This window comes from Rhizobium sp. NZLR1b, from assembly GCF_019685155.1.
In the GTDB taxonomy this organism is placed as follows: Bacteria; Pseudomonadota; Alphaproteobacteria; order Rhizobiales; family Rhizobiaceae; genus Rhizobium.
This window is the reverse complement of sequence record NZ_JABDWC010000001.1, coordinates 429,053-452,874: the sequence shown is the minus strand read 5'-3', so window position 1 is coordinate 452,874 and position 23,822 is coordinate 429,053. Positions and strand designations below refer to the sequence as shown.

Genomic DNA, 23,822 nt, shown 5'->3' with positions numbered 1-23,822 from the left:
TCACATGAACCAATCCATGATCGATATCCATATGCAGGTCATGTGGAACCGGCTGATCTCCGTCGTCGAGGAGCAGGCGCAGACCCTGATCCGCACGGCCTTCTCCACCTCGGTGCGTGAGGCGGGCGATCTGTCGGCCGGTGTCTTCGACCTGGAAGGCCGCATGCTGGCGCAGGCGGTGACCGGCACGCCCGGCCACGTCAACGCCATGGCGGAATCGGTCGCGCATTTCATTGCCGACATCGGGCCGGACAACGTCTTTGAAGGCGACGTCTACATCACCAACGATCCGTGGAAGGGGACGGGCCACCTGCACGACATCACGGTCGTCACGCCCTCCTTCCATCACGGCAAGCTGGTCGGTTATTTTGCCTCGACCGCGCATGTCGTCGATGTCGGCGGCCGCGGTTTCGGCCCGGATGCCCGCGAAGTCTATGAAGAGGGCATCTTCATACCCATCATGAAGTTCTTCGAGCGCGGCGAGCTGAACCGCACGCTGATCCATATAGTGCGAAACAATGTTCGCGAAAACGATAAGGTTGTCGGCGACTTCTATGCGCTCGCCGCCTGCAACGAAACGGGTCATCGCCGGCTCGTCGACATGCTGACGGAATTCAATCTTCCTGATTTGTCGACGATCGGCGGCTTCATCCTCAAGCACAGCCGCGAGGCAACGCTGGAGCGGTTGAGGAACCTTCCGCACGGCTCCTGGAACTATAGCCTCGATCTCGACGGCTATGACGAGCCGGTGCATCTCGCAGCCAGGTTGAGCATCGGTCCCGAAGGGATCGTCGTCGATTTCGACGGCACTTCGGGCATGAGCAAATTCGGCATCAACGTGCCGCTCGTCTATGCCAAGGCCTATGCCTGCTACGGCATCAAATGCGTCGTGGCGCCGGAAATTCCAAACAACGCGGCTTCGCTCGCGCCCTTCGAAGTGGTGGCGCCGGAAGGCTGCATCCTCAATGCCAAGCGGCCGGCGCCGGTTGCCGTCCGCCACGTTCTCGGCCATTTCGTGCCGGATCTCGTGCTCGGCGCGCTGCATCAGGCGCTTCCGGGCCAGGTCCCGGCGGAGGGCGCCAGCGCGCTCTGGAACCTGCATATGAGTGTGCGTCCTGTCTCCGACCAGATCGGCGGTAAAGGCGCGGAAATCCTGATGTTCAATTCCGGTGGTTCCGGCGCACGCGCTGCTCTCGACGGCCTGAACGCCACCGCCTTTCCAAGCGGTGTGCACACGATGCCGATCGAGGCGACGGAGAATGTCGGCCCCGTCATCATCTGGCGCAAGGAATTGCGCGAGGGTTCCGGGGGTGCCGGCGCGCAGCGCGGCGGTCTCGGCCAGATGATCGAGATCGAAGCGGCCGAAGGCTTCAGCTTCCGCTTCTCCGCCATGTTCGACAGGCTTGACCACCCCGCGCGCGGCCGCGAAGGCGGACTGAACGGCACGGCCGGCGCAGTCGCTCTCGACGACGGTACGATCCTCAAGGGCAAGGGGCTGCAATTCGTGCCGGAAGGCCGCCGCCTTGTCCTGTCGCTTCCGGGCGGCGGCGGTTACGGCGATCCGGCAAATCGCCCGGCCGATGCGATCGAACACGATCTGAGGCATGGATACATTACCGAAGAACAGGCTGAAGCCTACGGCGCGAGCCGGACCCAGGGAGGCAAGGCATGAATATGATTGCATTCGAAAGCACGCGTGTCGCGACGATCAAATCCTCACCGTCGATGGCGGTATCGGTCGCCGCCAAGGCGATGCGGGCCAAGGGAGAGCATGTCGTCGACCTGTCGCTCGGCGAGCCCGATTTCGACACGCCGGATCATATCGTCCAGGCTGCGATCGAGGCCATGCGCAGGGGGCTCACCCGTTATACCGCGCCGGATGGCCTGGTGGAACTGCGCGAAGCGATCGTCGCCAAATTCAAGCGCGAGAACGGCCTTGACTACGCCATGGATGAGATATCCATCGGCAACGGCGCCAAGCAGATCCTCTTCAATGCCTTCCTCGCAACGCTGGAGCCCGGCGACGAGGTGGTCGTGCCGGCGCCTTACTGGGTCTCCTACACCGACATCGTCATCCTGCACGGCGGCGTTCCGAAGACCGTGCCTTGCGGTGTCGAGGATGCCTTCAAGATCACCGCCGAGCGGCTGGAAGCAGCCATCACGCCGAAGACGCGTTGGTTCCTGTTCAACTCTCCGTCCAATCCGACGGGGGCGATCTATTCGGCGGACGAACTGAAGGCGCTTGGTGCGGTGCTGGCGCGCCACCCCCACGTGGCGATCATGTCGGACGAGATCTACGAACATATCGTCTGCGGCGACGTGCCCTTCACGTCGTTCGTCGTCGCTTGCCCGGAGCTGAAGGACCGCACGCTCATCATCAACGGCGTCTCCAAGGCCTATGCCATGACAGGATGGCGCCTCGGCTATGCGGCAGGCCCGCGGGAACTGACCAGGGCTCTGAACAAGCTCCAGTCCCAGAGCACGACTTGCCCGTCCTCCATCACCCAGTTTGCGGCCGCCGCAGCGCTCAACGGTCCCCAGGACTTCGTCACGACGGCGGTTGCCGAATACAAGGTGCGCGGCGAACTCGTCGCAAAGGGCTTCAGCGCGATACCCGGTCTTGACGTGCGGGCGCCGGAAGGGGCCTTCTACCTCTTTCCCAAATGCGCCCACTATATCGGCAAGACGACGCCCGACGGCGCCAGGATTTCCAACGATACCGAATTGGCCTCCTATCTCCTCAGGGAAGGCAAGGTCGCAACCGTTCCCGGTGCGGCTTTCGGTGTCGAACCCTATATTCGCCTCTCCTTCGCGACATCGCGCGACAATCTTGCCATTGCCATCGAGCGCACCGCCGATGCACTGGCCAAACTTCGCTAAAGGGAAAATTCGATGACCGATTATCAGCGCACGCTTCTGACCGGCGCGGCCGGGGCTCTCGGAACCCAGCTGCGCAAATCCGGAACAAGGCTTGGAAAGATCCTCAGGCTGTCCGCACGCAGGCCCTGCGAGAACCTCGAGCCGCACGAGGAGGATTTTCCGGCCGATCTTTCCGACTTCGACGCCGTTTCGAAAGCCGTGGAGGGCTGCGACGCCATCATTCACATGGGCGGCCAGGGACTTGAATCTTCCTGGAACACCATCCTCAACGCCAACATCGTCGGCAGCTACAACATCTATGAGGCGGCCCGGCAGCACGGCGTCAAGCGCATCGTCTATGCCAGCTCCGTTCATGCCATCGGTTTTTACGAGCGCACCGAGACGATCGACGGCAACGCGCCGACACGGCCCGACAGCTTGTACGGCGTGTCGAAGACCTTCGTCGAGAACCTCGGCCGTTACTATTTCGACAAGTTCGGGATCGAGACCGTCAGCCTGCGCATCGGCTCGTCCTTCCCGGAGCCGACGGACCGGCGCCATCTCATCACCTGGCTTTCCTATCGAGATTGCCGCCAGCTCGTCGAAAAGAGCCTGTCGGCCGAACGCGTCGGCTTCATGGTTGCCTACGGCATGTCCAACAACAGCCGGGCCTTCTGGGACAACCGCACGGCGGCATCGCTTGGATACAAGCCGGAAGACCGCGCCGACGATTACGCCGACAAGGTCTTGGGCAAGACGAAGCAGGGCGATCCCAACGATCCGGCAGTGCGCTTCCAGGGCGGCAGCTTTGCTGCCGCCGGCCATTATGAAGACGAGAAAAAGTGAGACGTGCCGATGCCAGCTTCCAAATCGTCCTATGACGTGGTGATCGTCGGCGGCGCCGTGGTCGGCAGCTCGACGGCGTATTTTCTGGCGACCAATCCCGATTTTAACGGATCGGTCCTGGTGATCGAGAAGGACTGGACCTATCAGCGGTCGGCCACCGCGCTGTCTTCCAGCTCCATCCGTCACCAGTTCTCGAATGCGATCAATGTCAAAGTCTCGCAGTTCGGGACGGAGTTCATCCGCAACTTCAAGGAAAACGTCGCCGTCGACGACGACACGCCCGAGATCGGCTTTCACGAGGCCGGTTATCTGTTCCTCGCTGAGGATGACCGCGGCGATCAGGTTCTCCGGCGCAATCACGAGACCCAGGTCTCCTGCGGGGCTGATGTGACGCTGCTCGATCCCGATGGCCTCGGCCGACGGTTTCCCTGGCTCAATCTCGAAGGATTGACGCTCGGCAGCACCGGCGAGCGCGGCGAGGGCTGGTTCGACAGCGTCGGTCTGCTGCAGGGCTTTCGTAAAAAGGCGCGCGCGCTCGGCGTCGAATACATCGAAGACGACGTCGTCGCCGTCAACAGAGAGGGAGACCGCGTCGTTTCCGTATCGACGCGGAGCGGCCAGACGATTGCCTGCGGCACCATGGTCAATACATCGGGCACCAATGGCAAGAAGGTCGCCCGCATGGCCGGGCTCGACGTTCCCGTCGAGCCGCGCCGGCGCTCGCTGTTCGTCGTCGATTGCCGCACGCCCTTGGAAGGCAAGGTCGGCCTGACGATCGACCCGACGGGCGTCTTCTTCCGGCCGGAGGGCAAGTTCTATCTGATGGGCACCTATCCGAAGCATGACCCCGAGGTGGACCCCAACGATTTCGATGTCATGCACGATGAATTCGATGAGGAAATCTGGCCGATCATGGCGAACCGGGTTCCGACCTTCGAGGCGATCAAGGTCGTCAATTCCTGGGCCGGCCATTACGACTATTGCACGCTCGATCACAATGTCGTCCTCGGACCGCATACGGAGGTCAGCAATTTCCTCTTCGCAAACGGCTTTTCGGGCCACGGCCTGCAGCAGTCGCCCGCAATGGGACGGGGTCTCTCGGAACTGATTGCCTATGGCGGCTTCAAGACCCTCGACCTTTCGCCATTCGGCTACGAGCGGGTGACGGCAAACCGGCCCTTCCTCGAAGACGCCGTTATTTAACACCTAGGAGAGGGGCTCCCGATGAGAAATGAAACATTGAAGCGCAGCGGCGGCCAAGTGCTCGTCGATGCCTTGCGCATCCATGGCGTCGAGCGCGCGTTCGGCGTGCCCGGCGAAAGCTATCTTGCCGTCCTCGACGCCCTTCATGACGCGGAGGACGCCATCGAATTCGTCATCTGCCGGCAGGAGGGCGGAGCTGCCTATATGGCGGAAGCCTATGGCAAGATGACCGGCAAACCCGGCATCTGCTTCGTGACCCGCGGGCCGGGTGCGACGAACGCTTCGGTCGGCGTGCATACGGCTTTCCAGGATTCGACCCCGATGATCCTGTTCATCGGCCAGGTGGCACGCGATCAGATGGAGCGCGAAGCATTCCAGGAGATCGATTATCGCCGCATGTTCGGCCAGATGGCGAAGTGGGTCGTCGAGATCGAGGATGCCGCCCGCATTCCCGAACTCATCAGCCAGGCATTCCACCGAGCCGTCAACGGCCGGCCCGGGCCGGTGGTCATCGCGCTTCCCGAAGACATGCTGACCGATATGGTCGATGTCGCCGACACCCCGGCTTACAAGAAGGTCGAGGGCTTTGCCGGCCCGCAGCAATTCGAAGAACTGCTCGGCCTTCTATCAGAGGCGAAGCGCCCGATGGTCGTCGCCGGCGGCGGCGGCTGGACGCAGCAGGCGGTTGCCGATCTCAAGACGTTTTCCGAAGTCTTCGGCCTGCCGGTCGCCGCTTCCTTCCGCTGCCAGGACCTGTTCGACAACACGCATGCGAACTATGCCGGCGACCTCGGCCTTGCCGCGGGGCCGAAGCTGATCCAGCACATGAAGGACTGCGACCTGCTGATCTCGATCGGCGCCCGTCTCGGCGAGATGACAACAGGCGCCTATACGCTGATCGACATTCCGGTTCCCAAACAGTTGCTCGTTCACATCCATCCGGGCGCGGAAGAGCTGGGGCGCGTTTACCACGCAAGCCTGCCGATTAATGCCAGCGTCGCCGGGTTCCTGTCACAGGCTGCCAAGCTGAAACCGCCGGCAGCATCGGTATGGAAGGCATGGACCGAAGCGGCCCATGCCGACTATCTGGCAAATCTCAGGCATCCAGAGGTTCCGGGGCCTGTGCAGATGGGCGAGGTCATGGAATGGCTGCGCGGCCATCTGAAGCCCGACGCCATCCTGACCACCGGCGCCGGCAATTATTCCGCCTGGCCGCATCGCTTCTATCAATATCGCAGCTTCCGCACTCAGCTCGGGCCGACCAACGGTTCCATGGGCTACGGCGTACCGGCGGCGATCGCCGCCAAGATCACCGATCCCGCGCGCACGGTGGTTGCGTTTGCCGGCGACGGATGTTTCCTGATGAACGGCCAGGAACTCGCGACCGCGATGCAGTATGACGCCCGGGTGATTTTCCTCGTCATCAACAACGGCATGTACGGCACGATCCGCATGCATCAGGAGCGCAGCTATCCCGGCCGCGTCTCCGGCACCCGCCTGACCAACCCGGATTTCGCCTCGCTGGCGCGATCTTACGGCCTGCACGGCGAGACGGTGGAGAAGACGGCGGACTTCGCCGGTGCCTTCGAACGCTGCGAGGCATCCGGCAAGCCCGGCCTGATCGAAATCCGGATCGACCCGGAAGCGCTGACGCCGAAGATGACCCTGACGCAAATTCGAGACCATGCGATCGGGCAAGGCAAGTGAGTATGGGCAAGTGATTATGGGCAAGTGATCACGGGCAAAGGCGCCGCCTGAAAAAGCCGGCGGCGCGCGTTATTCCTCCGTCTCGCTATTCGCCGGCTCGTCGAGCATCGTGCGGTAACGATGAAGGCTTTCCTCCAGATGGGCGATCAGCGCGGCCTTCGCGGCCTTGGCATCGCCTTGGGTGATCGCGGCCAGGATCGCGGCATGTTCCTTGTTTATCTTCTTCAGATAGGTGCTGTAGCCGCGCGCCGATTGGCGATGCTTGAGCACCAGGTCGAAATTGATGCTCTCGATCACCGCTTCCAGGAAATTCGGGAAGTGCGGATTGCGGGTGGCGCGGGCGATCGCCAGGTGAAACTCGAAATCGGCGCGGGCCTCGACCTCGGCATCGTCGGTGACCAGGTTTTCGAGATAGTCGTAGGCGCGGGCAATTTCAGCCAGCGCCTCCGGCGTCCGCCTCGACGCCGCAAGGGCCACGGATTGGATCTCCACGCCGAGCCGCAATTCCAGGATCTGCATCGCCGAGCGAATATCCTCGATGCGGCTGATCTCGAAATTGAGGGTCTTTGCGTCCTTCTCGGAGACATAGACCCCGGCGCCCTGTCGCGCGGTCACCCTGCCGCCAACCTTGAGCGAGGTGAGCGCCTCGCGAATGACGGTTCGGGAAACGCCGAACTCTTCGCACAGCTGGGCACTTGACGGAATTTTCTCGCCGGGGGCATAAAGGCCGGAATCGATGCGTTCCATCAGTTTCGCGACGACGATTTCTGCGAGATTGCCTCGTTGCGTGATGATTGACACTGGTTCGCTCCGATTTACCCGATCAAATTTAGCACATATCACATATCATGCCACGTCTGATTGTGGGATGCCGGCGTTTTCAGACATTATCTTATCGATGACCTGAAAGGGGTGCGGAAGGCGCTTGTTGTCGATTTCCTTCACCTGCGAGCGGCACGAGTATCCTGTGGCCATGAGGATATCGGCATCGCCTGATGCATCGACCTCCCGCTTCCAACTCATGGCATAGAGACGCTCGGAGATCGGCCGGTTGCGGGCCTCGTGGCCGAAGGTGCCGGCCATGCCGCAGCAACCGGTTTGTGCCGCCTGAAGATCGATGCCGAGGCTTTCGAATACTGTCTTCCATTGGGTGATGGAGGCCGGCGCATTGGTACGCTCGGTGCAATGGGCCATCAACCGGAAGCTTTTGCCGTCGGCAGTGGAGGAGAGGGCGGTAAGCCGGTCGAGATTGGCGGTGAGCCATTCCTGCGGCAGGAGAATGGTCGCCTTCAGCATCCCCTTGTATTCGCTGCGAAAGGCGAGCGTCATCGACGGATCGAGGCCGACCAGCGCCACGCCAGTCTCATCCAGCCGCTGGAGATAACGCGCCGTCCGCCCGGCCGCAGCCTCGAAGCGGTGGAGATAACCATGAACATGCAGGGCTTTGCCGTTGACGTGGGATGCCGCGAGGAAGGGCGTAAGCCCCATTTTCCGCGCCAGCCTGATTGCGGCAAGCGCAACATCCGGGTCGAAATAGGCGGTAAAGGCGTCGGCGACGAAGACGACGCTCCGCTGCCGTTCACCCGGCGACAGGGCTTCGATCGTTTGAGGCGTGGCAAGCGGCACGCCGAGGCGGGCGGCTTCCTTTGCCAGGGAGATCTGCGGCAGACGCGGCAGGGATGTCAGCCCGGCAACGCGCATCATCGTCCTGCCGGCTCGTGTGCCGACGATTAGGTTGTACGCAGGTCGTATCCGGCGAACCAGGGGCAGGGTGGTTTCGATCGCCGCGACCAGCGGATCCTTCAGCGGGCGGAGATAACGTCCGTAATAAAGTTCGAGGAATTTCGAGCGGAAGGCCGGCACGCTGACCTTCACCGGACATTGGCCCGCGCAGGCCTTGCAGGCGAGACAGGTGTCCATCGCCGCGCGCACCTCGTGGGAAAAGTCGTCCCGGTTTGCCGGGTTCAGCGAGTTGAAGGCGCGCCGCGCCAGGCTCGCGAGTGGACCGCTTCGCCGCAAGCGCTTTGTCTCCTGGCGCGGATCGACGCCCTTCTCGGCAAGCAGCCTCAGCCATTCCCGCATCAGGGCGGCGCGGCCCTTGGGCGAAAATCGCCGGTCGCGCGTCGCCTTGTAGGAGGGGCACATCGGGCTCGTTTCGTCGAAATCGAAACAGGCGCCGTTGCCGTTGCAATAGGCGGCATTGTCGAAGGCCGAGCGGACCTCATTGCCGATGATCCTGTCGATATCTCCCCGCAGCGGAACGTCGTCGATCTTCGTCAGCGCCTGGCCGGAAGGGGTTGCGATCTTGCCCGGATTGAGCCGATTTTCCGGATCGAAAGCCCGCTTGATCTCCTGCAGGCTGGGATAGAGATCGCCGAAAAATTCCGGCACATATTCGGAGCGCACCCCCTTGCCGTGTTCCCCCCAGAGGACGCCGCCATATTTGCGCGTCAGCGCCACGACGGCGTCGCTGACCTCCCGGACCAGTCCGATATGGTCGTCGCGGGTGAGGTCGAGCGCCGGCCGCACGTGCAGGACGCCGGCGTCGACATGGCCGAACATGCCGTAGGCAAGGCCCGCGCCATCGAGCAATGCCCGGAACTCGCGGATATAGGGCGCGAGGTTTTCCGGCGGCACGGCGGTATCCTCGACAAAGGCGACGGGCCTGACCGGCCCATCGACATTGCCGAGCAGACCGACCGCTCGCTTGCGCATCGACCAGATCGCCTCGACATCGGCATGACCTCGGGCGATCGTATAACCGGCGTGGCGCGCATTCGCGCCGGTGGCAAGGGCGGTGGTCACTTCCGCCAGCTTGCGTTCGAGTTCCGCCTCATCGTCGGCGAGCACTTCGGCGATATTGATGCCGTTTGTGGTTCCGCCCGCATCGTCGGGAAAAAAGCGGGCAATGCCGGTCCAGACGATGTCGCCCTTGGCAAGGTCGAGAACCTTCTCATCGACCGTTTCGACCGAGGCGACATTCAGCGCCACCAGGCTGCGGGCATCCTCCAGGGCGGTGTTGAAGTCGCCGTAGCGGATGTTGATCAGTGCCGCATGGGCGGGGATCGGCAGAAGGTTGAGCTCGGCTTCGGCGATCATCGCCAGCGTTCCCTCCGAGCCGCAGAGGATGGCGTTGAGGTCGAAGCCTCCGTCGCCGCGCAAGATGTGGGCGAGGTCGTAACCGGTCATGTAACGGTTGAGTTTCGGAAAGATCTCGGCGATCCGGTCGTGCTTTTCCCGCGCGATCCGTTCGACCGTCCTGTGGATCTCGCCGATGCGGTCCTGGCGCGCGACGATCTCATCGAGCGCCTCGGGAACGAGCGGGCGCGACCACCACTCCGACCCATCCGTAAGCACGATGCGCAATCCGAGCACATGGTTGCTGGTCTTGCCGTAGAGGCACGAACCCTGGCCGCAGGCATCGGTGGAGACCATGCCGCCGATGGTGGCGCGATTGGAGGTGGAAAGTTCGGGAGCAAAAAACAGCCCATAGGGCTTCAGCGCAAGGTTCAACTGATCCTTGATGACGCCGGCCTGGACGCGCGCGACCCTGCGGACCGGGTCGATCTCCAGAATGGAATTCATATGGCGCGAACAATCCACCACGACACCTGATGTCAAGGATTGGCCATTGGTGCCGGTTCCACCGCCGCGCGGCGCCACTGTGATGCCTCGAAAAGCCGGTTCCGACAGCACCCCGGTCGTGACACGGAGGTCTTCGACGCCTCTGGGGAAAAGAATGCCGGTCGGCTCGACCTGATAGATTGAATTGTCGGTCGAAAAAACGGTTCGGCTTGCCGCGCTGGTCTCGATGTCGCCTTCGAACCCCGCCTCGACGAGCCGCTCGAAAAATCCAGCAGTGGGCAGGGCGATCGTTACGGTTGGCCGGAGGCGTGGAATCATCTCGAAACCTTCAGAATGCACTTGAGCTTTGTCGAAGTTGGCATATAAGTGATAACATACAATGCTAGTGGCGCAACGCCAAACACGGAGGTGGAACTTTGAAGAACCAGACCGCAATCATCGTCGGCGGCGCTTCCGGGCTCGGATTGACGACGGCCAAGCTGATGATCTCGCATGGAGCGGCCAGGATCGGGCTGATCGATCGCAATGAGCAGCTGCTTGCCTCGTCGGCCGAGGCGCTTCGCGCTCTCGGCGCCGAGGTCGCAACGGCCGTTGCCGATATTTCCCGAGCGGAAACGGCGCATCGCGGGTTTAACGAGATCGCCGGCAAGCTCGGCCGGATCCATGTGCTCGTCAACAGCGCCGCCATCTATCCAAGGCGCCCCATCCTCGAGATAACCGACGAGGAGTGGGATCTCGAAAACGCGATCAACGTCAAGGGCACCTATCATATGATGGTGGCCGCCGTCCTTCATATGCGCCAACACCTGAAAGCGCCCGCAGTTTCGGGGCGGATCGTCAACGTGACCTCGGTCGATGCTTTCAAGGCCCACCCCCAAAACGCCCATTATGCCGCAACCAAGGCGGCCGTCGTCAGCCTGACGAAATCCTTTGCGCAGGAATGCGCCAAGGATCAGATCCTTGTCAATTCCGTCGCACCTGCCGGTTTCGCGACGGACCGGGCAAAGGAGCTCGGGTTCCTGCCGGAGCTGGCCAAGGCCAGCGCGCTCGGCCGTGCCGCCGAGCCGGTCGAGATGGCGGAATGGATCGTCATGATGGCGTCGAGCCGCAACACCTATGCCACCGGCGAAAACGTCGTCGTCAGTGGAGGCTATATCTATGTCTGAGCCGCTTCCCTATCGGACCGCCGTGGTCACGGGCGCCACGGGCGGCATCGGCCGCGCCACCGTTGACAGGTTGCGCGAGATGGGGTTGACGGTGTATGCCGTCGGCCGAAACGCCGAGGCGCTCGATGAACTGGCTCGGGAAAGCGGCGCGAAGCCGATCCGGGCCGATGTCCGCGATACCGCCGAAATCGTCAGGCAGCTTCATGGCGTGGATGTCGATATCCTGGTCAACAATGCCGGCATCCTCTCGACGCGGGCGACATTCAGCGAAATCGAACCCTCCGAGATCGATGCCATGATCGACATCAATCTCAAAGCGCCCATGCATCTGACCCGCGCATTCCTGCCTGCCATGGTTGAACGAAAGCGTGGCCACCTCATCTATATCGGTTCCAGCGGCGGCCAGGCGCCATACCCGAATATGGCAGCCTACGGGCCGTCGAAGGCCGGGCTCAGCCTGTTTTGCGACAATCTCCGCTGCGACCTGCTTGGAAGCTCGGTTCGCGTGACGGAGGTGGTGCCCGGCCGCGTGCAGACGGACCTCTATCGAACCGCAATGGCCGGCAATCAGGCGCGTACCCTGCTTTACGACGGCTACCGCCCGATACAGCCCTCCCACATTGCCGCGATCATCGCGAATGCACTCGAGCTTCCCGTCTTCGTCGACGTATCCCGGATCGAAGTCTTTCCGACCGACCAGGCTCCCGGCGGCGGCATCATGGTCAAATTCACCGACCAGTAGCCGGCGCCCGTTTGTCTCGATCCGTCCTCGGGCGATCATCGACTGCAAGCAATTGGGATCGCCGATATCCTGCCGTCAGCGTTTGACGATGCTGCCTCGCCATTTGCTGAGTCCGGCAGCTTGCCGACGATGATCGAACCTTTCGCTCCGGCATCCCGGCGATCCGGCGCCTCGATTGGACGGCGAACCATGCCGACACCGAGGCGCCAGTCTCGTCCCTTGAGGGAACCGAAGATCGGCTCCCGCGTTCGAATTGGGACGACGCCCGGTGAAAAGCGAAAAGCTGCGTTCCGGTTCTCCGGTGATCGAGGCTCGATGAGTTCGATTACCGCCTTGCGTCTTTTGGCTCAGGTCTTTTGGAGTGCGTGACATGGAAGAGAAGACCACTATCATCAAAGACCTCAGCATCGAGGAACGCGAGGAAATCTTCGTCGATATCGCTCGAACGCTGGAAGACACCGCACGTGAGGCCCTTGTCGAGGGCGATACTCAGTTTGCCGAACTTTCCAACAACATGGCTGAAGCGATCCGCTTCAACGCCGACGAACTCGCGCGCGACGATCCTGATAATGCCGAGCGTGTGTTGCTGCAGGCAACGGCGATGGTCTCGCAGTTCGAGGCCGTGCACCCCTATCGGATGATGAGCATGGCCGTTCATTGATGGCCGGGATTGCCGGCCGGTGCTCCGGCTCGATCCTCGCTTAAAAGCGGTCCTCCGCCAAATCATTGCCATCGGTTGGAACTCTCGCTACCCGCCAGGGTTATCAGATCGCAACATGCTTTGCGTGAATGAAAGGAGGACTGGTATGACGTTCAGATCCCCTGGGCCGGAAAGCGGCGCTGACGACAAGCGCTCCCGCGGCAAGGCGGGCGCGGTCATGGGCGGCGGCAGCGACACCGAAACCCCAAGCCTGAAGCTTGCGAAGAAATATCTCAGCCTTGGCGGTCGCCGCCGGTCAAAAATTGACGACAACATTACCGATGTCCGCCAGTGGGATGAGGATCCGCCGGAGGCTGAGCGTTTCTGGAAGGAAAGGGTGGAGACGCTTTCAAAGGATGAGCGCAAACAGGTAGAGGATTTTCTTCCTACCATAAACACGCCCTAAGCGGCAGTCCGGCCGTATATTCGAACGGCTCACTCGAATGCGCTCGGAGGAAGTCATGGCTACAGACAAGCACGAGCAGATACGTCGCCGCGCCTACGAAATCTGGGAGGCCGAGGGCCGGCCGGATGGCGCGGACCAGCGCCATTGGCTGCAAGCCTGCGATGAACTGGCCGGCGAGGATGAGCACGAGACACTGCAAGACCTGCTCGATGAAGACGACAGGGATGATGCGGCGCTGCTTCAAGGCGCCGGTGAGAGCGGCGATCTCGATCGGCAACCACCTAAGCCCGGCCGGGCCGCCGAGACTACCATGCCTGATATCGAGATGACGACAGGCGAAAAGCCGTCTCAGCGGAAGATCAGGAAGGCCGAAGGGCCGTAATTCCATGCAGCATCTCGACCACGCCATCCAAATCGCTCTCGAGGCGCATGAAGGGCAGGCTGATAAGACCGACCGGCCGTTCTTCGAGCACTGCCAGCGGGTAGCGCTTCTGGTTTCCGGCGACGAGACGCGAACGGTCGCCTACCTTCACGACGTCGTCGAGAAGGGAAGTGGGTGGACGCTCGACAGGCTGAGGGAGGAAGGCTTTCCGCCGGGGATTATCTCCGCGGTGGATGCTTTGACGCGGCGGACGGACGAGCCGGATGACGACTTCGTCAGACGTGCGGCATCAAACCCGCTGGCCCTGCCGGTCAAACAGGCCGACCTCGAAGACAATCTCAGTCAAGCCGAACAGGCCGGCAAGAACGCGGAAAAATACCAGCGCGGCCTGGATCTCTTGCGCGAGCTGAAGAGCAGGTAATAAATTCGCCCGGTTCGCTGGCAATTGCCACCCAGCTCGGCAATCGGCGGTAGCGAATGATCGCTCACGTCAGCCATGCGACAGAACGGGCCCGCGGCTTGTGTCCGCGAGTGCCAACGTCCCGAAGTCTTCAATCCATTTCACGTTTTGTTGGTAAACCACACCGTCGGGGCGCCGAGCACGCCTCCCGTGCGCATCGCCGTTTTCAGCTCGTCAAGCTTGCTGAATGCCTGAGCCGCTTCCAGCGTGGCAAACTCGTGGGTGACGGTAATATCGTTCGGATTGTCGATCGCGCGATAAACGGCTTGCGCCATCACCCCGTTGGCCTTCTGCACCGGAGAAAACCCATCATATATCTTGCGCCAGGCGGCGTAGTCGGAGACCTCGTGCCGCACGAATAATGTCGTCATATCATCCTCCCGCGTTGAATTTTTCAGGTTTGGTCGGGACGCGTGTTATGATTGAACGAGGAGCACCAGACTCTCGGGCAAGACGCCGTCATGCGCCATCGCGTCGGCAGCTGCCTTGGTCTGCATGAAGGCCATCAACTTTTCCATATCGGCGACGTCCATGACCAGGCCGACGCGGTTAGACGTTTGGGGGTCTATAAACGTGCGAATGTTCGTGACGCCGATCGGTTCGAATACCTGTTTACGCATAGGTGAAGCGAGCCAGTGTTTTGTGTCTTTTACATTGTGATAGGCCATTATTGTAGGCATTGCCTTCTCCTCTGGCATTGGAAAATGAAAGCCGAGTACATCACTACGCTTTACTGAGTTTCATTTCAACAATATTGCGTTGAATGGCCGTTTGCGATCGCTGCATCAAAAATATAAATATAATTATCCGGAGTAATCCGAATATACTATGGTCGGCAGCGGGTTTGACTGTTGCGTTAGTTTTCCGAGAATGGCTTGTGGTAGTTCCTGGGTCCGCGACCGCAGCCACGCGTGAGATGGCAGAGGTTCAGAATGATCGAACGCGAACCATTTAATCTCAAAGCCTATGTGCAAGGCATCGGAACAAGGCCATGCTTTATCTGCGGCTTGGTCGAGGATGACCCGGCCTTCTTTCATCATCGCGTTTATGACGACGACGAGACCATCATTTTCCTGAGCAAATATCCCACTCTGCCCGGCTATTGCCTTGTCTGTCCGAAGGAGCACCGTGAGGATCTGGCGCGAGACATATCGGCAGACGAATATCTGCGACTACAGGAGAAGGTTCACATTTTGTCGCGTGCCCTCAAAAGGGTGTTCGATGCCGAGCGAATTTATGTGCTTTCGCTCGGCAGTCAGCAAGCCAATAGCCATTTACATTTTCACGTCGTTCCCTTGCCTTCGGGCGTCCCGCTTGAGGAGCAGCAATACCACGCGTTGATGGCCGAACACGGCGTTCTGCAGATACCCGATGATCAAATGGCGGAACTGGCGCAGCGGATCGCTGAAGCGTACTATTCCGAGCGGACTAATCACAGTTAGCCTTACGACGCTCGAGTGGTCCAAGGATGGTGATGCCTTCGCTATGTGCGGCGTCCGCCATCTTTCGGTCGGCCGTCGCCAGAGGCAGGCCCTGTGTTTTCCCCAGGGCGACGTAACTCGCGTCATATCCCGTCAGCCCGTAGTGGCTCGCCGGCGGGATTTGCAGCTACATCCACAGAGCAAAGGCCGGCACACGCACGCCTTTCTCACGGAAGCACCGCTCCAGCTCGTCAAGATCCGGACCAGCCGGCGGATTGCCCAGCGCCTTTGTCCAGTTTTCGCGGCTCGGCAAAGCCATTGCCGCGGTTGCCAGCAAGGTGGTTCCCGGACTGATTTCGTCGCGTAGCTGCGGCAGCAGGGTCTTGGCGTGGATGAGGTTGGTATTCGGGATCGGGCTCATCGCATGGCCGGCCCTCGGATCGGGCGATAGATCCACGATGGCGCTGACGTCCGTCTGGCCGTACCAGATAGCCCGGCCTTTCGCCTGTTCGGATCGGTCGGCATTGAAATCCGCGCGTTCGATCGCAAAGCCGCCCTCGATGGTGCTCAGTGCCCGCGGCGTGGCGATGCGGTGAATGCGAATGTGCCAGGGGTTTTCGGGGATGAGCCAGGTCTCGACGGTGACATCGCTCCAAGGGTGCCAGCGCGAATAGAGCCGATCGCCAGATATCAGCGCCTCCTCGAGGGTTTCCCGCATGCGGAAGTGGACGCCGTCGTCGGAGAGGCCGAGCATGCCGTCGAAGCTTGCGGCCGAAAAATTCCGGTCGTCGGCTTCGATGTTGAAGGCGTAGCGGGTGGAATAGACGAATTTCGAATATTTCTCGTTTGCGCCGCGCATCTTGTCGTGCTGCTGGCCGGAGGAGAGCACGACGACGTTTCCCGGTGTGTGCATGGCGACCATTCCCGCTTGCTTCAACGCAACCGGCTCCGAAAATTCCGGCTGCGGCGCTTCCTCGGCGGTCCAGAATGGATGATCCCCCGCAAGTGCGAGCGGCAGGAAGAATTTCAACGCCCAATAGGGCGAGCCGGGCGAGTTGTAGCTCTCGCTCATCAGCAGGTTCGGATAGCCATAGCCGATGGAGAGAACGCCGTCTCGCTCCGCAATCGGCATGGCTGACCACCAACGGATATGGCGCATGTAGTAGCCCTTGATCTCAGCCCAGGGCAACGCTTCGACGCCGGCAAAGGCAAGTGCGCCCCAGAAGCCACCGGCCGCGAAGCGGTAGGTCTGGCTACGGCCGAAGGCAAGTGCGGCGCCATCGGGGCCGAACCAATGGCGGATATCCCCGGCGAAGGTCCGGGCGCGATCGCGGAAGCGGTCCTTACGCGCCTCGTCGCCACGCGCCAGCACGGCATAGATCAGGCCGTAAAAATGCATGGCGAAGGGGATGTAATGATCGACCCGCCGCACAGGCCCGTCGCGATACCAGCCTTCGCCGAGATCGAAAGTCTCGAGTTCGTCGAGATAGGTCAGGGTTTTCCCACGGTCGAACGCAACACCCACGCGCTCCAGCCCGAGATCGATGAGGACGCGGAAGAATTTCCAGTTGTTGTCGATGAATTCGAGATCTCGTGCCGCGACGAGATAGGCGGCGACCGTCTTCTTCTGGCTATCGCTCAACGGCTCCCAAATATGTTCAGGCACCAGCGCCAATGCGAAGCCGACGGCAGCCAGCTCGACCAGCCGCTGATTGCGGTCGGCAAGATCGCCCCAATATTCGGGATGATTAGGATTGGTCCCATTAGACAGTCCGCGCCGATAGAGATCCCAATGCGGGAAATGGCTGCCGCCGGCCGCGAGCGGGACAATGCCCCACAGTGGCCGCGCAAATCCTTCGAGATCCGCCGCTGCCCGGTCGAAGATCGCGCCGGTAGCACCGAGGCGCACACGGGCGCCGCCTTCGGAAAAATAGGGCAGAAGCGGTGCGAAGAGGTCGATGACGGCCTTCGCCAGGTCGTCGCGCGTCTTCAGAGGATTGCCGGAAAGCGGGTTGGCCGCGGTGGGATCATATATCATCGTCAGCTCGGAAATTTCCTGAAACAGGATTGGCCGCGGGCCATGTCCTGGTCCGCGGCCGTCGGCATCTCATGAAGTCTACTTGATGGCCTTCACGCCTTCGGTCATTTCCTTCAAGCCGTCGTCGACGGAGGTGTTGTCGGTCATCATCGCGTCATGGACGCGGTTGAGCACGACCTCGATCTTGGCAGCGTTCGGGTTGACCGCCATCTCCAGATAGGCTTTCGACGGTATCAGAGCCTCCTTGCTGGCCGCGTCCTCAGGGAAACCTGGCGTTGCGGCGATCTTTGCGCTGACGTCAGCGGTCTTAAGCGCCGGGAAGGTGCCCGTCGATGCTATGACTGCAGCGCCCTCGGGACCGGTGACGAACTTGATGAAATCGAGCGCGGCAGCCTTGTGGTCGGAATTGGCGTTGACTGCGAGGCCGGAGATCTGGGCAGCCGTGGTGCCGGCCGCTACGCCGTCCGGATGCGGAAACTTCACGATGCCCCAGTTCTTGCTCTTCGATTCACCCGATTTCACCTTGGCGATCTGGGTGCCGACGAACCAGGTTCCCATCGGCAGCATGCCGATCGTACCGTTGAAGAAGAGCGCCGAATAATGCGTGTTCGATGTCTTCAGGAAGGCGTAGGAAGGAATGGCCCCATCTTTCTGCAGGGTGAGCGCTCGCTCGTACCAAGGCTTCAGGAAGGCGTAGTTGCCATCGACGAGCGTGTGTTTCCCGTCGAGGATGCCGGGCAGCTGAACGGTCGAACGCCAGGTATGCAAGAGCGCGCCATAGGTCTTGTTGGCGCCCATGCCGCCCGAAAGCTTCTCGGCGGTTGCGTCGAACTGCGCCCAGGTCATGTCATTGGTGGGGTAGGGAACGCCTGATTTGTCGAAGACGTCCTTGTTGTAATAGACGATCCAGAAGTCGGAGCGGAACGGCAGGGAATAGATCTTACCGTCGATGGTCAGTTCCTCGAGCAGGCCGCCATAGGGAGTTGGATCGATTTTCTGCTCGGTCACGAAGCTGCTGAGATCGGCGATATTGCCGGCACGCACCAGATTGGTGTAGCCCGGTACGTCCTTGATGGTGACGATGTCGATATCCTTAGAGCCACCGGTCAGCTGCGTCGAAATCATCTGCTGGTAGTCCTGCGAACCGAGATCCATCGGCTCGAATTTCACGTTCGGATGCTTGGCCTGATAGGCCTCGATCAGCGGCTTGTAATAGGCGGTCTTGTCCCAGTCCCACAAAGCCCATTTCAACGTCACCGCGTCCTGGGCAAGCGCTACGCCGGCCGTTGCCGCTGCCAGCGTGAAACCTGCTACGGCAAGTTTCATCGTCCTCCCGAGTTTATCCAAATACATTGCTGTTCTCCTTCCCTGGATCGTTTCTGAATCAGATATCTTATGAAGCGTCTTGTGCATGCGGTTTACGGTGCGGCTGCGTCGCCTCTGGCAAGTCCAGCACCAACACCGCCGCCCGATGGACGCCGAATGCGACGGCGAACATTCCGAGTGAAAAATTGACGGTTGCCGGCATGAAGGCGGAAACCGGATAGAAGAGGATATGCGCCAGCCACAGTGTGGCGACGAAGGTAAGCGCTGCAAGCGCCGGGAACGGACGGAGGACGGAGGCGAGCGCAGCCAACCGCAGCAGCCGGAGAGCCGGCAGATCGCGCATCACCATCAAAACGATGAGGTGACAGGCGAAAACCGCGACGAAGGCGGCGGCGGCGAGCGCGATCGTCAGCGGTGCGGCGAGCAACAGGTCATCCCGCGCGCCGGCGGCATAGGTCATGATCGCATGGATGCAGATCGCAAGAGCGCCCGTCAGTGCCAGGCCCCAGGCGGTGGCGCGCCAGAAGTAGCGCAGAAAAGCTTCGGTGAACTCTCTGAGGAGATAGGTGTTGCGATCCTCCACGAAGGCCACCGAGACGCGGGCCATGGCGGCGAGCGCGGCCGGCAGCGTTACGACGAAGAGCGAAGCCAGGATGAACAGGACGTTCAGCTTGACCATCTCCCACCATTCGCGGGCGAGGATCTCGGCAAACAAGGCAAGACCGGTCCGCTTCGGAGCATCCTTTCGAATGCCCGGCCCCTCCCTCGTCCACATGTCCCGCAACCGCTGCATAGCCTTCTCCCGCAGTCGCCTCAGTAAAGAATCGAGCGTTCCGTTTCCTTGTCGAACAGCTGCGCATTGCTCATGTCGGCGACGAGCCTTGCCGTCTCGCCGATCGCCGGACGGAAACGCGGCGAGACCCGGGCGATGAGATTGCGGCCGCCCGCCACCATGTTCAGGTGCACTTCCGAGCCCATTGGTTCTGCAAGTTCCACGACCGCATCCAGCGGCGCCAGATTCTCTTCCGAGATGTCGGCCGGCGGCAGTTCGTGAAAATTCTCAGGCCGGATGCCGAGCACCAGTTCACGTCCCTCATAGGGTGCGATCCTGCCCTTGTCGAAATGATCAGGCAGCGGCAATTCCCGACCATCGAAGACGGCGACATAGCCGTCGCCCCGGCGCTGAACAGTCGAGGGCAGCATGTTCATCTGCGGCGCGCCGATGAAGCCGGCGACGAACATGTTGACGGGACGATCGTAGAGGTTCTGCGGCGTATCGACCTGCTGGATGTGGCCGTCCTTCATGACGACGATCCGGTCCGCCATGGTCATGGCCTCCACCTGGTCGTGGGTGACGTAGATGAACGTGGCGTTGAGGCGCTTATGCAGCTTGGTGATTTCGGAGCGCATCGTGCCGCGCAGCTTGGCGTCGAGATTGGAAAGCGGCTCGTCGAGAAGGAAGACGGCGGGATTGCGCACCATCGCGCGGCCGAGCGCGACGCGCTGGCGCTGGCCGCCCGAAAGCGCCTTCGGCTTGCGGTTCAGGAGATGGGCGATGTCGAGGATCTTGGCTGCATCCTGCACTTGGGCATCGATGAAGTCTCGCGATACTTTTCTGAGCTGCAGGCCGAAGGCCATGTTTTTGTAGACGGTCATATGCGGATAGAGCGCATAGTTCTGGAAGACCATGGCGATATCCCGATCCTTGGAGGGGACGTCGTTCATCAGGTCGCCGCCGATCTTCAGTTCTCCTCCCGAGATCTCCTCGAGGCCGGCGATCATCCGCAGCGTTGTCGATTTACCGCAGCCGGAAGGGCCGACCAGGATGATGAATTCCTTATCGGCGATTTCCAGATCGATGTCGTGGACGACGGTGAGCGCGCCGTAGGATTTGTTCAGCTCTTTAAGCGAAATGCTGGCCATCGGGTCCTCCTGAATTCACCAATAGGAAGACCAGCGGCGCGAAAGGCGCGTCAAAGCTTCCATGTAATAATAATCTCCCCAGGAGACGCATTCATCGACGCCCTCGCCGCGGCAGGTGTTGAAGGGTGATTTCTTCGAATAGGTGGCGTGCAGCACCAGGCCGTTGGAGATCGTGGGATCCTTGACCGCATAGTGGTCGGCCAGGCTCTTCATCATCCGCCGCGCCAGCGTGCGATAACGCTCGGCGGCTTCGGCTTCGACGAGATCGGCCATCTCCAGAAGGCCACAGGCGGTAATTGAGGCCGACGAGCTGTCGCGCGGCTCGCCGTCTGCGTCCGAAAAGACGAGATCCCAATAGGGCACCATGTCGGCCGGCAGCCGGTTGAGATAGAAGGTGAGCAGCCGGTCGAAGGTCTGGCGATATTCCTCAATCCGCTCGTAACGATAGGAGAGCGCCATGCCTGAAATTCCCCAGGCCTGTCCGCGCGCCCAGGCGCTGTCGTCTTTGTAGCCTTGCTTGGTGGCGCCGCGCACCGGCGCTCCGGTGACCGGGTCCATATAGAAGGTGTGATAGGTGGAATCGTCAGGCCGCACCGAATTGGCGAGCGTGGTGCGGGCGTGGATGAGCGCGATCTCGCGGTATTTCGGATCACCGGTCTCGCGGCTTGCCCAGTAGAGAAGCGGCAGGTTCAAGAGGCAGTCGATGATGTAGCGGTATTCTTCTGCTTTACCCTTGCGGCCCCAGGCCTGGATGAATTGGCCGATCGGCTGAAAACGTTCGATCAGCTGGTCGGCGGCGAGGATCGCAGCCCGGCGCCCATCCTCGTCTCCGACGAGCTTCCAGGCGGCGATGCAGGAGGGCGAATAGAGAAAGCCCATGTCGTGATGATCGGTCTCGATGCGGTTAATGATCCGATGCAGGAACGACTGGACCTGGGTCTGCGCGGCATCTCGGAAAACTGCCTCGCCGCTGTGTTCGAAAGCGAGCCACAGCTCTCCCGGCCAGAAGCCTGCTGTCCATTGGTCGTTGGCGACAGCGGGGTAGAAATTCTTGACGCTCGAATGGTTCTGCGCGGCATGGGTGAATTCGGGAAGGTTGCGCCGGATCTGATCGACAGCGAGATCGAGCGCGGTTTTCACCTCCTCGTCGGTGATCGGCTGCGGGGCGACTGAGGAAATGGCGTTCATGGCCTAACCCTTCAATCCGGTCGAGGCGATGCCTTCGACGAAGAAGCGCTGGAGTACAAGGAAGACGACGAGAACCGGGATGAGCGCGACGACGGAGGCCGCCATGATCAGCCCATACTCGGCCGAATATTGCGAGATGAACATGCGCAGGCCGATCTGGACCGTCTTCAGCTCGGTCTTGGTCAGATAGATCATCGGCCCGAGAAAGTCGTTCCACGTGGTGACGAAGGTGAAGATCGTCAGGGTCGAGAGCGCCGGCTTCGACAGCGGCAGCATGATGCGTGCCCAGATCTGGTACTCGTTCATGCCGTCGATGCGGGCCGCCTCGCAAAGTTCGGTCGGAATCGACATATAGAATTGCCGCATGAGGAAGACGCCGAAGGCGGTGAAGGCTTGCAGGCAGATCAGCGCCAGATGGGTGTTGTTGAGGCCGAATTCGCGCATCAGCAGGAATTGCGGCACCATATAGACCTGCCAGGGCATGGCGATGGTGGCGATGTAGCCGAGGAACAGAGTGTTCTTATAGGGAAAATTCAGCTTGGCGAAGGCGTAGGCCGCAAAGCTGGAGGTCAAAAGCTGCAGCAGCGTGACGATGATCGTCAGTTTCGAGGTGTTGTAGATGAAGAGGGCGAGCGGGATCTTCGTCCAGATATCGACGTAGTTTTGCCATTGCGGTACGGACGGTATCCACTCGATCGGGAAGGCGAACACGTCGCGGCTGAGCTTCAGCGATGCCGAAAGCATCCAGGCAAAGGGCATCAGCATGATCAGCGTGACGGCGATGACGATGGCATAGATCGCGACCGTCCCGACGGTCACCTTGCGTCCGGCGATCCTCATGCCTCGTCCTCCCTCTGGCGCCGGAACTGGAAGACGGTGACCGCGAGGACGAGGAAGAACAGCACCAGCGAAACCATGCTGGAATAGCCGAGATCCCAGGAAATGAAAGCTTCGTTGTAGATGTGGTAGACGAGGACCAGCGTCGAGGTGCCGGGTCCGCCTTGGGTGATCATGTAGATCTGATCGAATACCTTGAAGGACTGGATGGTCAGCATGACGGTCACGAAGAAGGTCGTCGGGCCGAGCTGCGGCACTGTGACATGGATGAATTTCTGCCAGGAATTGGCGCCATCGAGGTCGGCGGCCTCGTAGAGTTCGGCATTGATGCCCTGCAGGCCGGCCAGATAGATGACCATGTAATACCCCATGTTCTTCCAGATGCCGAAGAGGATCACCGTCACCATCGCCCAGTGGCGATCGGCTGCCCATCCCGGCATGTTCTTCGGGTCGAGGCCGAGCGTGTAGAGGGCCATGTTCACCGGTCCCATCTCGGGGTTGAAGATCATGTTCCAGACGACCGCGACGGCGACCAGCGAGGCGACATAAGGGAAGAACATCGCCGTGCGGAAGAAATCGCGCCCGACGATCTTCTGGTTGAGGAGAACGGCGAGGCCGAGGGCGCAGACGAGCGTCGCCGGCACGGAGGCGACCGTGTAGATAACCGTGTTCCAGAACGCCGCGATGAAGGCCTTGTCCTCGAACAGCCGCCAGAAGTTGTCGAGGCCCGCGAATGTGATCGCGTTCGAGCCGTCCCAATGCATGAACGCGAGCGCGAAGGCGAACAGGATCGGGCCGAGCGTGAAGACGGCAAAGCCGATGAAATTCGGCGCAATGAAGGAGTAGGCGACAAGCGCGTTGCGTATCCTGCGCTGGCGCTTGGACAGGACCGTGACCTTCCGGCCGGAGGCTGCCAGAGCGCCATCCGCTGCGATGACCGAATTCGATAGGGACACCGATGCCTCCTCTTCCTCTCGCATCGACATAGCACAAATCCCCTATTGGTCAAACAAGTTCTGAACGTGTCATATGA

23 protein-coding genes are annotated in these 23,822 nt (G+C 61.0%); 12 read left to right on the top strand and 11 right to left on the bottom strand.

Going from position 1 to position 23,822, the window contains the following annotated elements; all coding sequences use genetic code 11:
* The first annotated feature begins 4 nt into the window (after nt 1-4).
* From HJB84_RS02035 to HJB84_RS02015, 5 genes are read left to right on the top strand one after another with little or no spacing between them, the layout of a single operon-like run.
* Nucleotides 5-1,672, top strand: coding sequence for a hydantoinase B/oxoprolinase family protein (locus HJB84_RS02035; RefSeq protein WP_221115131.1), 1,668 nt, complete (start codon nt 5-7; stop codon nt 1,670-1,672).
* On the top strand, nt 1,669-2,880 hold the full coding sequence (locus HJB84_RS02030; protein ID WP_221115130.1) for a pyridoxal phosphate-dependent aminotransferase: 1,212 nt from the start codon (nt 1,669-1,671) through the stop codon (nt 2,878-2,880). The genes HJB84_RS02035 and HJB84_RS02030 overlap by 4 nt, the downstream gene beginning before the upstream one ends.
* A 12-nt stretch (nt 2,881-2,892) precedes the next feature.
* Entirely contained in the window at nt 2,893-3,705 is an 813-nt protein-coding gene (locus tag HJB84_RS02025) for an NAD(P)-dependent oxidoreductase (protein WP_221115129.1), read from the top strand.
* Between the two features lie 9 nt (nt 3,706-3,714).
* Entirely contained in the window at nt 3,715-4,908 is a 1,194-nt protein-coding gene (locus tag HJB84_RS02020; protein WP_221115128.1) for an FAD-binding oxidoreductase, read from the top strand.
* A gap of 21 nt (nt 4,909-4,929) precedes the next feature.
* Nucleotides 4,930-6,615 carry a thiamine pyrophosphate-binding protein gene (locus HJB84_RS02015; protein WP_221115127.1) on the top strand — a complete coding sequence of 562 codons (1,686 nt, stop codon included), beginning with the start codon at nt 4,930-4,932 and terminating at the stop codon, nt 6,613-6,615.
* A 69-nt stretch (nt 6,616-6,684) separates the two neighbouring features.
* Here HJB84_RS02015 and HJB84_RS02010 read toward each other — a convergent pair whose 3' ends face one another.
* Both HJB84_RS02010 and HJB84_RS02005 read right to left on the bottom strand, forming a co-directional pair.
* Nucleotides 6,685-7,416, bottom strand: a complete 732-nt coding sequence (locus HJB84_RS02010) for a FadR/GntR family transcriptional regulator (RefSeq protein WP_221115126.1) — start codon at nt 7,414-7,416, stop codon at nt 6,685-6,687.
* 45 nt (nt 7,417-7,461) lie between these two features.
* A complete protein-coding gene (locus HJB84_RS02005) occupies nt 7,462-10,518 on the bottom strand; it encodes an FAD-binding and (Fe-S)-binding domain-containing protein (protein ID WP_221115125.1) in 3,057 nt (1,018 codons plus the stop codon).
* A gap of 98 nt (nt 10,519-10,616) precedes the next feature.
* On the opposite strand from HJB84_RS02005, the gene HJB84_RS02000 reads away from it, so the two are divergent.
* The 6 genes from HJB84_RS02000 to HJB84_RS01975 all read left to right on the top strand — a co-directional run bounded on the left by HJB84_RS02000 (nt 10,617) and on the right by HJB84_RS01975 (nt 14,017).
* Nucleotides 10,617-11,366, top strand: coding sequence for an SDR family NAD(P)-dependent oxidoreductase (locus HJB84_RS02000; protein ID WP_221115124.1), 750 nt, complete (start codon nt 10,617-10,619; stop codon nt 11,364-11,366).
* Nucleotides 11,359-12,108, top strand: a complete 750-nt coding sequence (locus tag HJB84_RS01995) for an SDR family oxidoreductase (protein ID WP_221115123.1) — start codon at nt 11,359-11,361, stop codon at nt 12,106-12,108. Before HJB84_RS02000 ends, HJB84_RS01995 begins: the two co-directional genes overlap by 8 nt.
* Before the next feature lie 370 nt (nt 12,109-12,478).
* Nucleotides 12,479-12,769 carry a hypothetical protein gene (locus tag HJB84_RS01990; RefSeq protein ID WP_221115122.1) on the top strand — a complete coding sequence of 97 codons (291 nt, stop codon included), beginning with the start codon at nt 12,479-12,481 and terminating at the stop codon, nt 12,767-12,769.
* 145 nt (nt 12,770-12,914) lie between these two features.
* Nucleotides 12,915-13,214: a hypothetical protein gene (locus HJB84_RS01985; protein WP_221115121.1), complete on the top strand. Its 300-nt coding sequence runs from the start codon at nt 12,915-12,917 to the stop codon at nt 13,212-13,214.
* Nucleotides 13,215-13,269: 55 nt separating this feature from the next.
* Nucleotides 13,270-13,596, top strand: coding sequence for a DUF2934 domain-containing protein (locus tag HJB84_RS01980; RefSeq protein ID WP_207584650.1), 327 nt, complete (start codon nt 13,270-13,272; stop codon nt 13,594-13,596).
* Nucleotides 13,597-13,600: 4 nt separating this feature from the next.
* Nucleotides 13,601-14,017, top strand: a complete 417-nt coding sequence (locus HJB84_RS01975) for an HD domain-containing protein (protein ID WP_207584651.1) — start codon at nt 13,601-13,603, stop codon at nt 14,015-14,017.
* 140 nt (nt 14,018-14,157) lie between these two features.
* Here HJB84_RS01975 and HJB84_RS01970 read toward each other — a convergent pair whose 3' ends face one another.
* Together HJB84_RS01970 and HJB84_RS01965 are read right to left on the bottom strand one after the other, a co-directional pair.
* Nucleotides 14,158-14,427: a cyclase gene (locus HJB84_RS01970; protein WP_207584652.1), complete on the bottom strand. Its 270-nt coding sequence runs from the start codon at nt 14,425-14,427 to the stop codon at nt 14,158-14,160.
* A gap of 45 nt (nt 14,428-14,472) precedes the next feature.
* On the bottom strand, nt 14,473-14,736 hold the full coding sequence (locus HJB84_RS01965; RefSeq protein WP_207584653.1) for a hypothetical protein: 264 nt from the start codon (nt 14,734-14,736) through the stop codon (nt 14,473-14,475).
* 252 nt (nt 14,737-14,988) lie between these two features.
* On the opposite strand from HJB84_RS01965, the gene HJB84_RS01960 reads away from it, so the two are divergent.
* Complete coding sequence (locus HJB84_RS01960; RefSeq protein ID WP_207584654.1) at nt 14,989-15,498, top strand: HIT family protein; 510 nt, start codon at nt 14,989-14,991, stop codon at nt 15,496-15,498.
* 166 nt (nt 15,499-15,664) lie between these two features.
* Here the strand turns inward: HJB84_RS01960 and HJB84_RS01955 are convergent, their stop codons facing one another.
* The 7 genes from HJB84_RS01955 to HJB84_RS01925 form a co-directional block, all read right to left on the bottom strand.
* Nucleotides 15,665-17,515: a DUF2264 domain-containing protein gene (locus HJB84_RS01955; RefSeq protein WP_207584655.1), complete on the bottom strand. Its 1,851-nt coding sequence runs from the start codon at nt 17,513-17,515 to the stop codon at nt 15,665-15,667.
* A 78-nt stretch (nt 17,516-17,593) separates the two neighbouring features.
* Nucleotides 17,594-18,868 (bottom strand): sugar ABC transporter substrate-binding protein, encoded by a 1,275-nt coding sequence (locus HJB84_RS01950; RefSeq protein ID WP_221115120.1) that lies wholly within the window; start codon nt 18,866-18,868, stop codon nt 17,594-17,596.
* Between the two features lie 40 nt (nt 18,869-18,908).
* Nucleotides 18,909-19,634 carry a YesL family protein gene (locus HJB84_RS01945; RefSeq protein ID WP_207584657.1) on the bottom strand — a complete coding sequence of 242 codons (726 nt, stop codon included), beginning with the start codon at nt 19,632-19,634 and terminating at the stop codon, nt 18,909-18,911.
* 20 nt (nt 19,635-19,654) lie between these two features.
* On the bottom strand, nt 19,655-20,764 hold the full coding sequence (locus tag HJB84_RS01940; RefSeq protein WP_207584658.1) for an ABC transporter ATP-binding protein: 1,110 nt from the start codon (nt 20,762-20,764) through the stop codon (nt 19,655-19,657).
* Nucleotides 20,765-20,779: 15 nt separating this feature from the next.
* Complete coding sequence (locus HJB84_RS01935; protein ID WP_207584659.1) at nt 20,780-21,952, bottom strand: glycoside hydrolase family 88 protein; 1,173 nt, start codon at nt 21,950-21,952, stop codon at nt 20,780-20,782.
* Nucleotides 21,953-21,955: 3 nt separating this feature from the next.
* Nucleotides 21,956-22,792 (bottom strand): carbohydrate ABC transporter permease, encoded by an 837-nt coding sequence (locus HJB84_RS01930; protein WP_207584660.1) that lies wholly within the window; start codon nt 22,790-22,792, stop codon nt 21,956-21,958.
* Nucleotides 22,789-23,775 carry a carbohydrate ABC transporter permease gene (locus tag HJB84_RS01925; protein WP_207584661.1) on the bottom strand — a complete coding sequence of 329 codons (987 nt, stop codon included), beginning with the start codon at nt 23,773-23,775 and terminating at the stop codon, nt 22,789-22,791. The genes HJB84_RS01930 and HJB84_RS01925 overlap by 4 nt, the downstream gene beginning before the upstream one ends.
* Between the last annotated feature and the right edge of the window lie 47 nt (nt 23,776-23,822).

What these genes read in the sequence shown, in the direction of transcription:
- HJB84_RS02035 (WP_221115131.1), top strand. Translation starts at nt 5, where the DNA reads ATGAACCAATCCATGATCGATATCCATATGCAGGTCATGTGGAACCGG.
- HJB84_RS02030 (WP_221115130.1), top strand. Translation starts at nt 1,669, where the DNA reads ATGAATATGATTGCATTCGAAAGCACGCGTGTCGCGACGATCAAATCC.
- HJB84_RS02025 (WP_221115129.1), top strand. Translation starts at nt 2,893, where the DNA reads ATGACCGATTATCAGCGCACGCTTCTGACCGGCGCGGCCGGGGCTCTC.
- HJB84_RS02020 (WP_221115128.1), top strand. Translation starts at nt 3,715, where the DNA reads ATGCCAGCTTCCAAATCGTCCTATGACGTGGTGATCGTCGGCGGCGCC.
- HJB84_RS02015 (WP_221115127.1), top strand. Translation starts at nt 4,930, where the DNA reads ATGAGAAATGAAACATTGAAGCGCAGCGGCGGCCAAGTGCTCGTCGAT.
- HJB84_RS02005 (WP_221115125.1), bottom strand. Translation starts at nt 10,518, where the DNA reads ATGATTCCACGCCTCCGGCCAACCGTAACGATCGCCCTGCCCACTGCT.
- HJB84_RS01995 (WP_221115123.1), top strand. Translation starts at nt 11,359, where the DNA reads ATGTCTGAGCCGCTTCCCTATCGGACCGCCGTGGTCACGGGCGCCACG.
- HJB84_RS01990 (WP_221115122.1), top strand. Translation starts at nt 12,479, where the DNA reads ATGGAAGAGAAGACCACTATCATCAAAGACCTCAGCATCGAGGAACGC.
- HJB84_RS01985 (WP_221115121.1), top strand. Translation starts at nt 12,915, where the DNA reads ATGACGTTCAGATCCCCTGGGCCGGAAAGCGGCGCTGACGACAAGCGC.
- HJB84_RS01980 (WP_207584650.1), top strand. Translation starts at nt 13,270, where the DNA reads ATGGCTACAGACAAGCACGAGCAGATACGTCGCCGCGCCTACGAAATC.
- HJB84_RS01975 (WP_207584651.1), top strand. Translation starts at nt 13,601, where the DNA reads ATGCAGCATCTCGACCACGCCATCCAAATCGCTCTCGAGGCGCATGAA.
- HJB84_RS01970 (WP_207584652.1), bottom strand. Translation starts at nt 14,427, where the DNA reads ATGACGACATTATTCGTGCGGCACGAGGTCTCCGACTACGCCGCCTGG.
- HJB84_RS01965 (WP_207584653.1), bottom strand. Translation starts at nt 14,736, where the DNA reads ATGCCTACAATAATGGCCTATCACAATGTAAAAGACACAAAACACTGG.
- HJB84_RS01960 (WP_207584654.1), top strand. Translation starts at nt 14,989, where the DNA reads ATGATCGAACGCGAACCATTTAATCTCAAAGCCTATGTGCAAGGCATC.
- HJB84_RS01955 (WP_207584655.1), bottom strand. Translation starts at nt 17,515, where the DNA reads ATGATATATGATCCCACCGCGGCCAACCCGCTTTCCGGCAATCCTCTG.
- HJB84_RS01950 (WP_221115120.1), bottom strand. Translation starts at nt 18,868, where the DNA reads ATGTATTTGGATAAACTCGGGAGGACGATGAAACTTGCCGTAGCAGGT.
- HJB84_RS01945 (WP_207584657.1), bottom strand. Translation starts at nt 19,634, where the DNA reads ATGCAGCGGTTGCGGGACATGTGGACGAGGGAGGGGCCGGGCATTCGA.
- HJB84_RS01940 (WP_207584658.1), bottom strand. Translation starts at nt 20,764, where the DNA reads ATGGCCAGCATTTCGCTTAAAGAGCTGAACAAATCCTACGGCGCGCTC.
- HJB84_RS01935 (WP_207584659.1), bottom strand. Translation starts at nt 21,952, where the DNA reads ATGAACGCCATTTCCTCAGTCGCCCCGCAGCCGATCACCGACGAGGAG.
- HJB84_RS01930 (WP_207584660.1), bottom strand. Translation starts at nt 22,792, where the DNA reads ATGAGGATCGCCGGACGCAAGGTGACCGTCGGGACGGTCGCGATCTAT.
- HJB84_RS01925 (WP_207584661.1), bottom strand. Translation starts at nt 23,775, where the DNA reads ATGTCGATGCGAGAGGAAGAGGAGGCATCGGTGTCCCTATCGAATTCG.